The organism is Candidatus Flexifilum breve (genome assembly GCF_016713355.1).
Window position 1 is genome coordinate 519,976 of record NZ_JADJPI010000035.1, and the last position, 14,480, is coordinate 534,455.

A 14,480-nucleotide genomic window follows, 5' to 3' on the forward strand; every position below is an offset into this window, starting at 1 on the left:
ACTGCTCAAGCAGCTAGAAGAAACTGGCAATAACTTTGAGCACCCATCGCTCAAGAAGAAGCGCCAGAACCCCGGACAGTTGAAGATGTTCGACGACTCGCCGAACCCCGCGCTCAGCGCCCTGCGGGATCTCAAAGTCGATGATCTCAGCCCCATCGAGGCGCTGACGAAGCTGTACGAACTCAAACGCTTGGCGGCGGAAGAGAAGTAGCCGGGACACTCGCCGATTTCGGAAGCGCGTTCGGCGTGCGGTCATACTCGGCCAAATACGCTTCGGCCTCGGCGCGCGTCTTGAAAATCTTGAACTGCGTCACTTGCCGCCCATAGACGCGGTCAATCATGTTGGCGACGGTCATGACATACGGCGAAGTGGAAACGATTGCGGCAACGGTGAACTGCCGCGGTGGATGCTCCATTGACGACTGGATATTGGTGAGCAACCCAGTCGGAAACAGGCGCGCTTCAGAGAGGTCGAGCAAGATGTTAATGGTGTGCGGCAGATCTTTTGTCAGCGCATACCCTTGCTCAATCGACTGATAGTACTCGGCCCATGTCCAGTTACCCGTGTACGTGAAGCACGTATAAGTCTTCTCAGCGTTTCCCCAGGAGACATGAATTGGCACGATGCAGTCACCTCAGTCACATATGATGGCCTGCGATCATTATACTGAGTTTTCTGCAAACGTTTCCAATTTCGTTTTCAATCAGCGAGGGCAATTGGTACCACAGCAACTTCACTGCCCGTTGCTGTGGTACGCGGGCAGACGTTTTAATCGCCGGGCGCGGGAGCAGCTTCAGTCACCACATCCGTCACCGGGGGCGCTTCCGTTTCACTCAACAGACTCTCCGACACCAGCACGCGCTTGAAAGATGCAATCGCCACTTCGATCATTTGCAGATCGGGCTGGCGCGTGGTCAGATGCTGCAGCGCGAGGTTCGGGATGATCAGAATGCGGATGATCGGGTTGTGCAGGTTCTTCGCCGTGAAGCGAATGATCTCGTACGAGATGCCCGCAATCACCGGGACGAGTAGAATGCGTGAAATCACCAACCAGATGAACGAGGGACGCCCCAGCAAACCGAACACGACCACGCTCACCAGAAACACTGTCAGCAAGAACGCGGTGCCGCAGCGCGGATGTTCAATCGGGTATTTGGCGACGACTTCGGGCGTCAGTTCCGCACCCGCTTCGTACGCGTTGATCGTCTTGTGTTCCGCGCCGTGATAGCCAAACAAGCGCTTGACATCGGGCATGAGCGAAATCAGCGAGAGATAGGCCAGCAGCAGCAGCAGACGAATGACGCCTTCGGTTAAATTCACAAGGAAGGGAACATCCTGCCAGCCGAGCAACGTGTCAATTCCGCTCGCCGCCGCCGTCGGCAGAATGAAGAACAGCCCAATGCTGAACAGCAGCGACACCGCAATCGTCCCAACCGCGACCGGGCCGGAGAAACTGGTCGTATCCTCTTCGTCTTCTTTGATTGCGACATCCGCTGACCACATCAGCGCGCGCGTGCCCAACCCGAGCGCATCCCACAGGCCGACCAACCCGCGCACGAACGGCGTTTTGGCAATCCGACCGCGGTAGAGCGCCGCATTCAGCGGTTCTTCGTGGATGACGATTTTGCCCTGCGGGTTGCGCACAGCGACCGCGAATTTGTGCGCGCCACGCATCATCACGCCTTCGATCACGGCCTGCCCGCCATACGAAAATGGTTTTGGTGTGCTGCTCAAGTTAACTACTCTCCCCTACCAGCGGCACAAGTCCTGCTGGCGTCATCTCGTGAACGATGGTTGCGCCTGCCCCCTGCACCAACAGCGCAGCGTGACCGCCGACGGCACAGCCATCGACACGGTTGCAGCGGGCAGCCGGTAAAGACAGCGTATAGACGCCGTTGAACGGGCGTATGCCCATGATACTACCAGTTTGGTCGATCAAATAGGCTTTATCCGATGTGGCGGTGATGGTGATCTGCGTCGGCACGTCTGTCCGCGCCCATGCCACCCACGTTTCGAGGCCGCTCGTATGCGCCAGGCGCACCACATCGGCTGTAGCGGAACGCGTAAAGGTTCCGCTCGTCGCATCGCTGAAGCGGTTGATCACCATGTGCCAGGCGTCAAACGCCGGACGGCGGGTGCCGTCTGGTCGCAGAATACCGAACGATTCCGCGCCAGTCGGCAGACCTTGATCGAACAGCTTGTACACGGCGATATGATCCGCGCCCGCCGCCAGCGCCAGCGCCGCCGCCTGGACGACATAAGCCGCCTGCTGTTCGAGGTCAACCTGCCAGTTCGGACGCTGGACGAGCCAGCCCGGATCGAGATTCGGTGCGGCGTTGGTCTCCGCCAGCCAAATCGACTTATCGGTTAGGCCATAGCGATCCAGCAGCGCGCGCGTCTCACTTACGATCTGGTAGACCGTCTCGGTGCGAAAGTAGATGTGCAGATTGACCGCGTCGAAATAGTAGTTGTTGGCCGCCGCCTCCGGGTCAGCGGAGATGCGTTCGAGCAGGCGGTCGAGATACAGCCGCCGCCCCGCATTGACGTCGTGCCAGTAGGTCGTCCCGGCGATGTTGATCTGCGCGCGGGGATTGGCCTGCTTAGCGGCCAGATAAGCGACGCGCAGGAGTTGGTAGTAATCTTCAAGGGTGCCTTCAAATTCGTAGCCGTAAGTGCCCGGCTCGATATCCGGTTCATTCCAGATGATGAAACGCTCGACGCCCCGGCTGTCATAGTATTCGGCGGCGCGGCGAATGAAATTTGCCCACAGGTTATTCGGGTCATCGACCGGGAGGTACAGACCGCGCGGCACACCGATCATGGGCGTGCCGTCGGTCGCCCAGGCCGGCGTATGCTTGATCACCGCGACCACTTCGCGCCCGCAGTGATTCGCGGCTTTCAGCCAGCGGTCATCGACGTTGAGCGTGTACCAGTCTTCGCCGCTGTCGGGCTGATGCTGCGCCCAATCAAAGATGATACGCTCCCATCCTGCGCCGAGCACACACGCCTCGTCTGGCACCCAAAAGCCCTCGATAATGCCAAAGGGGTTACGTTCATCAGCCCGAACGGCGAATGTTCCGGAGATAAACACTACTCCCACCAGCACCACAATCACCCAAAGGCAACTGTGGGGACGAGGCATGCCTCGTCCGTTCATCGCTGAGGACGAGACATGTCTCGTCCCTACACAGGCGAACTGTTTTCGCGCCACTGTCAGGTTTCGGGAACAGATCGGCGTTGGCGTCAGTTTTCCCATTTCACCACGACCCCGTCCGTTTCACGTCGAGCAACCGCAGTTGGGCGGTCGTGTTGCCGTTCCACTCGTTGATCTCCAACTGGTACGCTACGTCGACGTAGTCCCCATTCTTGGCGTTCCAGTTATCCGCGAGGTTGAACCCAATCGCATCCAGTTGCCCTAAACCGGGGCGACCTAAACGCAGCTTCAGGTGCTGGTCTTTCTGTCCGACCGTGCGCCAATCCTGCACGCGCAGGTTACGCGTGACGAGCGTCGGTGTCGGGTTCATGTGCCCGGTCGGCTCAAGTTGGCGCAGTTCCAGCGCCAAGTCGAGCGAAATATCGGCGGCCTCGACTTCCATGTCGATTTCGAGCGTGGGCAGCAGATCCTGCCCGCGGAGTGCATTCCGCGCCAACGCAATCAGCTTGTCGCGGAATTCGGGAATGTTCTCGTTGAGGATGGTAAAGCCCGCCGCCTGCGCGTGCCCACCATGCCGCACCAGCAGCGTCGCACATTGATCGAGCGCGTGGGTGATATCAAACTGCGGGATGCTGCGGCACGAGGCGCGGCTTTCGGTATCACCTTCTTCCATGACGACCGCTGGCCGGTAGAATTCCTCAGTGAGCCGCCCGGCGACCAAGCCAACGATCCCCGGCTGAAAACCGCGATCCCCGGCAAAAATCAGCGGCATACCCTCGGGATCCTCGATCTTCTCGCGGATCATGTCCTGCGCCGCCCGCGTGAGTTCCTGCCGTTGCAAATTCAGCGTTTGCAGGCGCACAGCCAGCTGTCCGGCCTTGTTGGGATCGGTGGTAGCGAGCAGTTCATAGGCGAGCATGGCATTATCCAACCGCCCGGCTGCATTGATGCGCGGCCCGATGCCAAAGCCAATCGACCCGGCATCGATGCTGCCCATCTTTAACTGCGCGACTTCCGCCAGCGCCCGCAGCCCGGCGCGCTTGGTTTCGTTCATCACCTTCAGCCCGCGCTTGACGAGCATACGATTTTCGAGACGATTCAAAGGCGCCAGATCGGCCACAGTGCCAATCGCGACGAGGTCGAGAAAGTCATCCGGGGTGAGCGGGCGACCGTTGGCGTTTTTCGGCTGCCCCGCCCCGGCAATGGTGAACAGGGCTTCCGCGAGGCGATAGGCCACCCCCACGCCCGCCAGCATATCTTCGGTATACTGGGCATCATCGCACTTGGGATTGATGACAGCATAGGCTTTCGGGAGTTCCGGCCCGAGCGAGTGATGATCCGTGACGATGATGTCGAGACCGAGCGCCCTACCCTCTTCGACCTCATCGACTGAACGGATGCCGCAGTCGACCGTAATGACCAGTTTGACGCCCGCCCGCGCAAGCTTCAGCAGCGCCTCGTTGTTGACACCATAGCCTTCGTCGACGCGATGCGGGATATATGGGGCGACACGCGCCCCTAGCGCTTTCAGCGCTTCGACAAGCAGCGCCGTGGAGGTCACGCCGTCTGCGTCGAAGTCGCCGTACACGATGATCTGCTCATTGGCGCGAATCGCCTGCCGGATGCGCGCGAGCGCCCGGTCAATCGATGGGCGTTTGCCCTTGAGCGTGAGTAAACTCCCTGAGCTAAGATCGTCGGCGTGCAGGAAGCGATACGCATCCGCCGGATCGGTCAGCCCGCGATTGTACAGCACTTGCGCGACAATCGGGCTCATCTCACGGTATTTCGCGAGGTGGTCAGGCGGGGTCTTCGGGGCGACGATCCAGCGTTTTTCGAGCGGCATAAGCATTCGGTCTATGATTGACAGTTTTAGTGATTATGATCGAGTTTAACAGTGTGGACAACCCTCGGAGTGAGACAGTGGCAAAAGTCGTCTTTATGGGAACCCCCGATTTCGCCGTCCCCGTGCTGCGCCAGTTGATCGCGCACCATGAAGTCATCGGCGTGGTCACGCAGCCTGACCGCCCCGCCGGACGCAACCGCCAGTTACAGATGTCGCCGATCAAACAGGTGGCGTTGGCAGCGGGCATCCCCGTGCAGCAGCCCGAAAAGATCCGCCGCGCCGAAGCGGTGACCGAACTGCGCCAGTGGTCGCCGGACGTGTACATTGTCGCCGCCTTCGGACAGATTTTGCCGCAGGCGGTGCTCGATATCCCGCCGCACGGGTCGATCAACGTGCACGCCTCCCTGCTCCCGCGCTGGCGCGGCGCTGCGCCGATTCAGGCCGTCATTCGCGCGGGCGACGCTGAAACGGGCATCACCATTATGAAGATGGACGCGGGATTGGATACGGGTGCCATGCTCAGCCAGCGCGCCATCTCACTGGCGCCGGACGAAACCGGGCAATCGCTGCACGACAAGCTGTCAATTTTGGGTGGTGAACTGCTCATCGACACGCTCCCCGGTTACCTGAGCGGCACCATCCCACCCGTCCCGCAGGATGATTCGCTAGCGACCTTCGCCCCGCGCATCGAGAAAGAAGAAGGCCGCATCAACTGGCACGAGAGCGCCGCGCAGATCGAACGCACCATGCGCGCGTTCACGCCGTGGCCGGGCACGGTTACCTCATGGGACGGCAAAGGCTTGAAGATCCACGGCGGCACGATTGGCGCAGGCAGCGCTGAAGCGGGGCGTGTCATCGAACGCGGCGGGCAGATCGCGGTTGGCACAGGCGACGGACTGTTCTACCCAACCCGTGTCCAGCTTGAAGGCCGCGGCGTCGTCAGCATCACCGATTTTGTGCGCGGCTACCCGGCATTCGTGGGTGCGGTGTTGGGTGGCTCATGACGCGCGTGCTCACCGTCAACCCAACCGTCCCCGAAGCCGATCTGCTGACCGCAGCCGCCGCCGTGATTCGCTCCGGCGGGCTGGTCGCCTTTCCGACCGAGACGGTCTATGGCTTAGGCGCGGACGCTACCAACGCGGCGGCCATTGAGCGGATCTACGCGGCCAAGAACCGCCCCGCCTCCGACCCGATCATCGTGCATATTGCTGCGCTCGATCACTTGGCGGGCGTCGCCCTCAATTTACCCGATCTCGCGCTCGAACTGGCGCGGACGTTCTGGCCGGGGCCGCTGACGCTGGTGCTTCAGCGTCACCCCAACATTCCGGCGACCGTCTCCGCCGGACGCAACACGGTCGCCGTGCGTATGCCGAGCCATCCCGTCGCTGCCGGGTTGATCGCCGTATCCGAACGCTCCATCGCCGCGCCGAGTGCCAACACCTTCAGCCGACCGAGCGCGACGACCGCCGCCCACGTGCTCGAAGATTTGGGTGGGCGCATTGACCTGATCCTCGACGGCGGTTCAGCGTCCATCGGGCTGGAATCGACCGTGCTGGATCTGACAGGCGATCCTGTCGTACTGCGTCCCGGCGGCGTGACCGTCGAACAGCTCCGCGCGCTCATCCCGGCGGTGCAGGTGCGGTCGCAGTACCTCGCACTCGACGAAACCGCCGAAGCGCCCGGCCAGTTGATCAAGCACTATTCGCCGCATGCTGAAATGCGCCTGTTCGACGGCCAGTCCGCCGCCGTCCTTCAGCACATGCAGAGCGAAGCGCGCGAACGGTCAGCGCGGGGTCAGCGCGTCGGCGTTATGACGATTGAGAGCGAACGCTCCCATTTCAGCGACTTTCCGGCGGAGGTGATCAGTCTGGAAGCGGAGGCGGCGGGCATGGGCGCGCAGCTCTTCGCCGCGCTGCGTGAGTTTGATCAGCGGGGCGTACAGGTGATTCTGGCGCGACTGCCCGCGGCGGGCGGCCTCAGCACCGCCATCCGGGATCGGCTGATCCGCGCCGCCGAGGGCCGCATCATTCGTGTGGAGTAACTAGGGTTTAGCCGCCTCGCCCTTGTCGCCCCCCTTCTGCTTCTTGGTGAGGAACAGCGCAACGCCGACCAGCGCAATCCCAACAGCCAGCATCAGCAAATCGGTGACGGCCTCATATTTCAAGTGCAGCGCCTGCTGGAAGAATTTGACCACCAACACGATGAGTACAACACTGGCGAGACGATCCTTGAAGTCGTCGAAGCTCTTGAAGAGCAGCAGGCGCTCGGCAAAGATCGAGTTCTCGGCCTGATCAATGCGGGCGACGAATAACTCATACAAGCCGAGCGAGACCAGCAGCATCAGCGCGGCGATCAGATACACGTCCAGCGCACCCACGACTCCTGAAATCGTGTCAATCTGGAGGGTGTAGCGGGCGCTTTCCTCCAACGTTGGGTACTGCAAGAGGTTGCGCATGAGGATAATGGTGTCAATCGTCGCCATGAGGAACAGCGCCAGCGCGATCAACATGCTGAAGATGACGGGCAGCAGCACGATATAGCGACTACCCCACAAGATACCTTCTAACCAGCGTTCCACGGTCTTCATCAATGCGTAACTCCGCGTTTCAGCCAAGGGGCGAGAGGTGCCTGATAAATAAAAAGGACGGGGCACAACCCCGTCCTTTTCTTATAGCAAGTCTCGATGAATGGCGGATTAGTAACCGAGCACGCCCACGACCGACTTGACGGCGTTGGCGCTCTTTTCGAGCATTGCCTTTTCTTCGTCGTTCAGGTCCATCTCGATGATCTTCTCGACGCCATCCTTGCCGAGCACAACCGGCACGCCGACGAACAGACCATCATAGCCGTACTGGCCGTTGAGGAGCACCGCCGACGGGATAACGCGCTTCTGGTCACGGATGATCGCCTCGACCATTTCGACCGTGCCCGCTGCGGGCGCATACCACGCGCTCACGCCAACCAGTCCGACGATTTCGCCGCCGCCCTTGCGGGTGCGTTCGATGATCGCCTGCAGCTTATCTTCGGGCAGCAGTTCGCGCACGGGGATACCGGCAACCGACGTGTGCCGCGGCAGCGGCACCATTTCGTCACCATGCCCACCGAGCACGATGCCGTGAATGTCACGGACGCTCACGTTCAGCGCTTCGGCGAGGAATGCCTTGTACCGCGCGGTGTCAAGCGCGCCGGCCTGACCGATCACGCGATTGGCCGGGAAGCCCGTTTCGTGCAGGGCGACATGGCACATGGCGTCGAGCGGGTTCGACACGATGATCAGAATGGCATTCGGCGAATACTTCGCCACTTCGCGGGCCACTTCGCCGACGATCTTCTGATTGGTACGCACAAGATCATCGCGGCTGGGGAACTGCCCGGTGACCGGGTCTTTCTTGCGGGGAACGCCCGCCGTAATCACCACCACATCGGAATTCGCGGTGAGCGCGTAGTCGCTGCCACCGGTCATCTTCAGGTCAAACTTCATCACGGGGGCGGCTTCGGCGAGGTCCAGTGCCTTGCCCTTCGCCACGCCATCGAGGATATCGATCAGGACGACATCCGCGATTTCCCGGCTGGCGATCCAGTGCGCGCAAGTCGCACCGACATTCCCGCCCCAACCACAGTGACTTTGCTGCGTGCCATTTTGCTTTTTCTCCGCATAATTGTCGGTAAAGTCAGTTGATCATACCACCTGCACCCGCGGGCGCAAATGAGACATGTTTCACAAAGATTCGTGATCTTTAGCGGCCACCAGGTGCGATGTATCCGCGAATTTGATCAGTCGCCACGTCTGACCGTCTGTCTCCAGCGTGGTGACGCTGGTGTTGCTGATCGACCGCTTTTCGATCTGGTGCTCCTGAAACAGCTTGAGCAGCACCACGCGGATCGTGCCGCCATGCGACACAATCGCCGTCGTCGATGCCTCCGGCTCACGCGCAACGATCTCCACCAACGAGGCATACGCACGATCCTGCATCGATTGGCGCGACTCGCCTTTCGGCGTGGCGTAGCCCATGTAGTTGGTCTGCATCCGTTCAACTTCCTTCGGGTAGCGCGCCTTGATTTCGTGCCACGTTAGTCCTTGGAACACGCCGAGATTCAACTCCCGCCAGCGCGGATCCGCCTGCGCCGTCAGCCCATGCGCTTCGGCGATCACGTCCGCCGTCACCTTCGCGCGCGCTAAATCGCTGGAATAGACCGCGGTCAGCTTCTCTTGTTTCAGCCGAGTTGCCACTGACCGGGCCTGCGTCAGCCCTTCGGCGTTCAGCGGGACGTCCGTGTTCCCCTGCCACCGTTCTTCCATGTTCCAGTCAGTTTGGCCGTGCCGGATCAGCATAATTCGTTTCATTCGGTATCTCGTCTCCAACCGCGTATCAGGGTTGACGCGTTCCACTTGAACGGGCAAAATTGAGTGATGTTTTTACACGCAATAGATGACAGGAGCAACAATTCCGTGAACATTCGCACGAAACACACCAATAATCCGCTCACGTTCGGGTTGGCGCTCGCTGCTGGGATCGGCGTCATTCTGATGATCCTCGCGCTTGGGGTCGGCGTCATTCAGGGTGAAGCCGCGGATGCCAACGCGCTCGGCTTGCTCATCGTCGGCGGGCTGATCCTGTTCATCGTCGGCGTCGCTGGCTGGACCGGCGTGGTCCAACCGTTCCGCAACTTCGACGACATCAATCAACCGAAAGATACGGGCCATCATGGTCACGCGGCGCACAGCGCGGATGAAGCGCACGCCAGCGAACCGGATGCGACCGCCCATGCTGCTGCGGCGACGCACGCCGCCCCACACCACTAATGCCGAAAGCGATCCCACCCCGCCAGCCGATCTCCGATACGCTGGATGGCGCCATCGTCGGGATCGGCGGGCTGCACGCGCTGACGCCGCGCGCCTTCGCGCCGGACACTGCCCTGCTCAGCGCCCTGCTGACCCTGCGCTATGCGGTGCGTTTCCTCGGCAAGCCGCATCTCTCGATTGTGCCGGAACTGGTCGCGGTCGATTACGGCGATATGTTCGTCGGCGAAGAGGCGTGGGATTTCATTCTGAATAAGAGCAATCTCTACCCCCGGGCGGAAGTCTTTGGTCACCTCAACAGCGGCCAGGACGAGATGATGTACGTCAAGCATCTCGACTTGGTGCAGCCGATTGAAGTGCTGGTGTACGCCAAACCCGCGGACACTGTGCCCGCGGGTCGTCCCATTGCGTTAATCGCCCCGGAAGCCGCGACCGCGACTCTTCCGCCACGTTTGCTCCAGCATTTACCCCGGTTCGCCACGCTGGCGGATTGGCAAGACAGTTTCTAGTTGAAAGAGCCTATGATCAACCTCGACGATGTGTTCAATGATAATTTGCCGGAAGATCACCGCTCCGGCGTGGTGGCGGTCGTCGGACGACCAAATGTCGGCAAGTCCACGCTGATCAATCGGATCATCGGGCAAAAGATCGCCATCGTTAGCCCCAAACCGCAGACCACGCGCAAGCGGCAGCTCGGCATTTACACCTCGGAACAGGGGCAAATCCTGTTCATCGACACGCCCGGCCTGCACGCGCCCCAGCATCGCCTCGGCGAATACATGGTCAAGGCGGCGGAGACGGCCTTCCGCGACTCTGACGTGATCCTGCTGCTGCTCGATGTCTCCGAGAAACCGGAAGCGGGCGACCGCCATCTGGCAGAAACGGTCGCGCGGCTGCGCGGTGACACGCCCGTCGTCGTCGCGCTCAATAAGATCGATCTGCTCAACGACCACAATCGCGCGGCCAATATCGCGGCGCACACCGCGCTCATTCCCCACGACGCCGAATTCCTGATCAGCGCACAGGAGGGTACAGGCGTTGACGATTTGTTCACCTACATCGTCGACAAGATGCCAACGGGGCCGCGCTACTACCCGTCCGACCAGACGAGCGACATGAACATGCGCTTCATCGCTGCCGAAGTCGTGCGCGAGAAGATCATGCTGAACACCGATAAGGAAATCCCGTACTCGGTCGCGGTGGAAATTGATGGTTTCTCGGAAAAAGAGAACGTCAACGCAATTAGCGCGACGATTTACGTGGAGCGCGACACGCAAAAAGGGATCATCATCGGCAAAGGCGGCGAGATGATCAAACGCATCGGGTCGCAAGCCCGCGCTGACCTCGAAGACATGCTGGATGGCAAAGTCTTCCTCGAACTACACGTCAAGGTGCTGAAGAACTGGCGCAGCGACGAGCAGTTGATGAAGCGGCTCGGCTATCGCCTCAAGGATGAGGATTAGCGGTCAGGTAGTCGCGTCCGGCCTGTGCATCCAACGCGATTTGCGTCATCAACTCCTGAATGCCGTTGAACTTCTTTTCGGGACGTAAGCGCGTCTCGAAACTAAAGTTCATGGTCTCGCCGTAGATCTCCCGGTTGAAGTCAAGCAGATGCGCTTCGACACGCAGGCTGTCGCCCTCAAACGTCGGGCGCAGGCCAACGTTGGTCACAGCCATGTAGTGCTCACCGCCAACCGTCGCCCACCCCGCGTACACGCCGTTCGCCGGGACGAGCTGTTCGCTCCACACGGCGATGTTGGCGGTCGGAAAGCCGATGGTGCGCCCCCGGTGATCGCCGTGCACGACCTCACCCGACACGCTGTACGAGCGACCGAGTAAGCGCCGCGCGGCCTCGAGGTCACCTGCGTTCAGCGCGTCCCGAATCGCAGTGCTGCTAAAGGTGGCGCTGCCATCTTCGCCAATCAGATCAATCGCTTCGAGCGTGAAGCCCTTCGCCGCACCCTGCGCCCGCAAAAACTCGACGGTGCCTTCACGCTTGTATCCGAGCGCAAAATCCGCGCCCACCCACAGCGACTCCAGCTTGAGGTGTTCGCGCATCAAGTCGACGAAGGCCGCTGCGCGAATCTGCCGAAATTCCTCGTTAAACGGCAGCGTGATCACGTGATCCACACCGAGTTCGCCCATCAGTTCGGCGCGCTGCTGTGGCGAAGTGAGGTAATAACGTCCCGTCAATCCGCGGAGCACTACGTCGGGGTGGGGGAAAAACGTCAGCACCACCGCTAGCCGCCCACTCTCCCGCGCCGACCTGACCAATCGCTGAATCAAGTGCTGATGTCCGCGATGCACGCCGTCAAACACACCGATCGTCACGACGGACGGCTGGTCAAGCTGGATGGTAGCGAGATCGTACACGTGGTTCATGCTGATTTCCTCTACGCGGAGATACGCGCTGATTCTACCCTAAAAACACTTTTTCCGGTTTCCAAAAGTCACCCGCTGCCCGCAGCACACACACGGTTTCACCGCGCACATTCGACGCCAAAGCGAGCGTGTCAGTGGCGTACGTCCCGGCGAGGGGCAGCATCCGTCCGTGCCTGACATCATTTTCCATGTCAGCATTCAAGGTCAGGGGAATCATGCCGAGTAGTTCCGGGCGTGGGGGAATGAGATAGGTTTGAGGATCATCCGCGGTGAGCAAACTATCAAGCGGCACGGCCTGCGCCAAGCCAAAGCGACCGCTACCCACGCGCACGAGGCCGGCCAGATGTGCGCCGACGCCGAGCGCCTCCCCAAGATCGTACGCCAGCGAGCGGATATACGTTCCAGCACTGCAGATGACGTCGAGTGTGAATTCTGGCGCTTGCCAATCGGTGATGGTCAGCGCGTCGATGCGTACGGAGCGCGGGTCGCGTTCGACCGTTTCGCCCGCCCGCGCCAGATCATACAGCTTCACCCCACCCTGCTTGATCGCGCTGTACATGGGCGGAATCTGCTCAATCGCGCCGAGAAACGGCGTGAGCGCCGCTTCGACATCCGCCTGGGTAATGTGCGCTGCGTCGCGTTCGCTGACAACCGTCCCTTCAGCGTCATAGGTCGTGGTGACCACGCCCAGACGCACGCGCGCACGGTACTGCTTGGTCGAATCCATGACGTATTCGCTCAAGCGGGTGGCCGCACCCACACACAGAATCAGCACGCCGGACGCCAACGGGTCGAGCGTCCCGGCGTGGCCGATCTTCTTGATGCCGAGTTTACGCCGCGCTTTGGCCACCACATCGTGACTGGTCAGGCCGAGCGGCTTGTCAATATTGAGAAAGCCGAACATTACACAATCGTCAGGTTGCCAGTGGCGACCACCTGCCGCAGCAGCGGGAGTACGCGCAGCTTCGCCTGTTCCAACGGGCCAGCAATGGTCGCGCCGGACGCCTGCTTGTGCCCGCCGCCGCCGAGGCTGAAGGCGAGCGTCGCTACATCAAAGCCCGGTTTGCACCGGAACGACAGTTCAATCCGCCCATCCGCCAATTCCTTGAAGATTGCCGAGACCATCGCTTCGTTCGCCGTGAGCAGAAACGTCACGAGGCCGCCGCTGGAATTGTCGCCCGCTTCGACGTTGGGAAAGTCTGCGCGCCGGATCGACGCGTGAATTACGCCGCCGTCGAGTTCGACACTCGGCAGCACCTGTTTCCACAACTGGATCGTCTGGTAGGGTGTGCTGCCCAAGGTACGCGCCGTGACTTCCGTCAGCGATGCCCCCGCCTCCATCAGCCGCTGCGCGACCTCCAGCGTCGTCGACTTGACGTTGCTGGTGCGGAAGCCGTTAGTGTCGGTCACCAACCCGGTGAGCAGCGGCAGAGCGACCGGACGCGTCACGGGTTGGTTCATCTCGACCAACCACCGATACACGATTTCAGTGGCGGAGACAGCATCCGGAATGATGACATGGATGTGTCCGAACCGGGTATTCGTCGGGTGATGATCCAGATTGATGATCGTCTTGCTGTGCGCCTGTCCATAGATGCCGACCTTGCCCGACCGTTCCGCATCACTGGAATCGACCGAGATGACGAGATCCCATTCCCCTTCGCTGAGTTCGGACAGCACCGTCTCAGAACCGGGGAGATACTTCAGGAAGCCCGGCACGCCGCCATCGACCGCCAGCATGGGCGATTTACCGCGTTCGCGTAGACCATTCGCCAGCCCGAGCAGTGAGCCAATGGCATCACCATCCGGGTTGACATGCGTCACAATCAGAATCGTCTGCGCGTTATCGACCGCAGCGGTCGCTTGTGTCCAGTTAATCGTCGTCATCGTCGTCATCCAGCAAATCGTCGTCCAGTAGTTCGTCCATGGGGTCGGGCGGCGGAATCTCAAGGCTAGAGATCAGTTTGTTGATGCGTTCTCCGCGTTCGAGGCTGGCATCCCACACAAACGTCAGCTCCGGTGCTTTCCGCAACCGGACGCGCTTCGCCACCTCACGCCGCAAAAAGCCTTTGGCGTGGCCTAACGCGAACAAGATTTCGTCGGCGCGTTCTTCTTCGCCCAAGGCATTGACTTTGATGCGGGCATACATCAGTTCGGGGTCAAGTTCCACGTCGGTGATCGTAATGCCTAAGAGGCGGGGATCAGACACTTCGCGCAGGAGCAGTTCGCTGAGGATTTTGCGAATCCGCCCACCCATCCGCGCTTGTTTGATACTCATGCTGTACCTCCTTCCGATACC

General features: G+C 60.6%; 16 protein-coding genes and 1 pseudogene. 6 read left to right on the forward strand and 11 right to left on the reverse strand.

Annotated elements, in window-relative coordinates:
- The first annotated feature begins 85 nt into the window (after nucleotides 1-85).
- Nucleotides 86-211 carry a hypothetical protein gene (locus IPK17_RS41140; RefSeq protein ID WP_502749416.1) on the forward strand — a complete coding sequence of 42 codons (126 nt, stop codon included), beginning with the start codon at nucleotides 86-88 and terminating at the stop codon, nucleotides 209-211.
- Here IPK17_RS41140 and IPK17_RS25215 read toward each other — a convergent pair.
- The 4 genes from IPK17_RS25215 to recJ all read right to left on the reverse strand — a co-directional run bounded on the left by IPK17_RS25215 (nucleotide 183) and on the right by recJ (nucleotide 4,998).
- Nucleotides 183-623, reverse strand: coding sequence for a hypothetical protein (locus IPK17_RS25215; protein ID WP_343420458.1), 441 nt, complete (start codon nucleotides 621-623; stop codon nucleotides 183-185). The two genes, IPK17_RS41140 and IPK17_RS25215, sit on opposite strands and share 29 nt — an antisense overlap.
- A 146-nt stretch (nucleotides 624-769) precedes the next feature.
- Nucleotides 770-1,735 (reverse strand): DUF1385 domain-containing protein, encoded by a 966-nt coding sequence (locus tag IPK17_RS25220; RefSeq protein WP_343420459.1) that lies wholly within the window; start codon nucleotides 1,733-1,735, stop codon nucleotides 770-772.
- Nucleotide 1,736: 1 nt separating this feature from the next.
- Nucleotides 1,737-3,107: a hypothetical protein gene (locus IPK17_RS25225; protein ID WP_343420460.1), complete on the reverse strand. Its 1,371-nt coding sequence runs from the start codon at nucleotides 3,105-3,107 to the stop codon at nucleotides 1,737-1,739.
- Between the two features lie 151 nt (nucleotides 3,108-3,258).
- A complete protein-coding gene (gene recJ / locus IPK17_RS25230; protein ID WP_343420461.1) occupies nucleotides 3,259-4,998 on the reverse strand; it encodes a single-stranded-DNA-specific exonuclease RecJ in 1,740 nt (579 codons plus the stop codon).
- 35 nt (nucleotides 4,999-5,033) lie between these two features.
- Here recJ and fmt point away from each other — a divergent pair, with 35 nt between their 5' ends.
- Both fmt and IPK17_RS25240 read left to right on the forward strand, forming a co-directional pair.
- Nucleotides 5,034-6,002: a methionyl-tRNA formyltransferase gene (gene fmt / locus IPK17_RS25235; protein WP_502749012.1), complete on the forward strand. Its 969-nt coding sequence runs from the start codon at nucleotides 5,034-5,036 to the stop codon at nucleotides 6,000-6,002.
- On the forward strand, nucleotides 5,999-7,039 hold the full coding sequence (locus IPK17_RS25240) for an L-threonylcarbamoyladenylate synthase (protein WP_343420462.1): 1,041 nt from the start codon (nucleotides 5,999-6,001) through the stop codon (nucleotides 7,037-7,039). The genes fmt and IPK17_RS25240 overlap by 4 nt, the downstream gene beginning before the upstream one ends.
- On the opposite strand, the gene IPK17_RS25245 is transcribed toward IPK17_RS25240, so the two are convergent.
- The 3 genes and pseudogenes from IPK17_RS25245 to IPK17_RS25255 form a co-directional block, all read right to left on the reverse strand.
- On the reverse strand, nucleotides 7,040-7,585 hold the full coding sequence (locus IPK17_RS25245) for a YqhA family protein (protein WP_343420463.1): 546 nt from the start codon (nucleotides 7,583-7,585) through the stop codon (nucleotides 7,040-7,042).
- Nucleotides 7,586-7,693: 108 nt separating this feature from the next.
- Nucleotides 7,694-8,637, reverse strand: a pseudogene (gene mdh, locus IPK17_RS25250) (malate dehydrogenase).
- A gap of 79 nt (nucleotides 8,638-8,716) precedes the next feature.
- The gene (locus IPK17_RS25255) at nucleotides 8,717-9,343 is read right to left on the reverse strand and encodes a histidine phosphatase family protein (RefSeq protein WP_343420464.1); all 627 of its coding nucleotides are present in this window, start codon (nucleotides 9,341-9,343) and stop codon (nucleotides 8,717-8,719) included.
- Nucleotides 9,344-9,448: 105 nt separating this feature from the next.
- Between IPK17_RS25255 and IPK17_RS25260 the strand changes: the two genes are divergently transcribed.
- From IPK17_RS25260 to era, 3 genes are read left to right on the forward strand one after another with little or no spacing between them, the layout of a single operon-like run.
- Nucleotides 9,449-9,802, forward strand: a complete 354-nt coding sequence (locus IPK17_RS25260) for a hypothetical protein (protein ID WP_343420465.1) — start codon at nucleotides 9,449-9,451, stop codon at nucleotides 9,800-9,802.
- The gene (locus IPK17_RS25265) at nucleotides 9,802-10,308 is read left to right on the forward strand and encodes a hypothetical protein (RefSeq protein ID WP_343420466.1); all 507 of its coding nucleotides are present in this window, start codon (nucleotides 9,802-9,804) and stop codon (nucleotides 10,306-10,308) included. The genes IPK17_RS25260 and IPK17_RS25265 overlap by 1 nt, the downstream gene beginning before the upstream one ends.
- A 12-nt stretch (nucleotides 10,309-10,320) precedes the next feature.
- Nucleotides 10,321-11,262 (forward strand): GTPase Era, encoded by a 942-nt coding sequence (era, locus tag IPK17_RS25270; RefSeq protein WP_343420467.1) that lies wholly within the window; start codon nucleotides 10,321-10,323, stop codon nucleotides 11,260-11,262.
- Here era and IPK17_RS25275 read toward each other — a convergent pair.
- The 4 genes from IPK17_RS25275 to rbfA are packed head-to-tail and all read right to left on the reverse strand — an operon-like array spanning nucleotide 11,246 to nucleotide 14,459.
- On the reverse strand, nucleotides 11,246-12,181 hold the full coding sequence (locus tag IPK17_RS25275) for a bifunctional riboflavin kinase/FAD synthetase (RefSeq protein ID WP_343420468.1): 936 nt from the start codon (nucleotides 12,179-12,181) through the stop codon (nucleotides 11,246-11,248). The two genes, era and IPK17_RS25275, sit on opposite strands and share 17 nt — an antisense overlap.
- A 34-nt stretch (nucleotides 12,182-12,215) precedes the next feature.
- Nucleotides 12,216-13,085 carry a tRNA pseudouridine(55) synthase TruB gene (gene truB / locus IPK17_RS25280; RefSeq protein ID WP_343420469.1) on the reverse strand — a complete coding sequence of 290 codons (870 nt, stop codon included), beginning with the start codon at nucleotides 13,083-13,085 and terminating at the stop codon, nucleotides 12,216-12,218.
- Complete coding sequence (locus IPK17_RS25285) at nucleotides 13,085-14,068, reverse strand: DHH family phosphoesterase (RefSeq protein WP_343420470.1); 984 nt, start codon at nucleotides 14,066-14,068, stop codon at nucleotides 13,085-13,087. The genes truB and IPK17_RS25285 overlap by 1 nt, the downstream gene beginning before the upstream one ends.
- On the reverse strand, nucleotides 14,055-14,459 hold the full coding sequence (rbfA, locus tag IPK17_RS25290; RefSeq protein ID WP_343420471.1) for a 30S ribosome-binding factor RbfA: 405 nt from the start codon (nucleotides 14,457-14,459) through the stop codon (nucleotides 14,055-14,057). The genes IPK17_RS25285 and rbfA overlap by 14 nt, the downstream gene beginning before the upstream one ends.
- Between the last annotated feature and the right edge of the window lie 21 nt (nucleotides 14,460-14,480).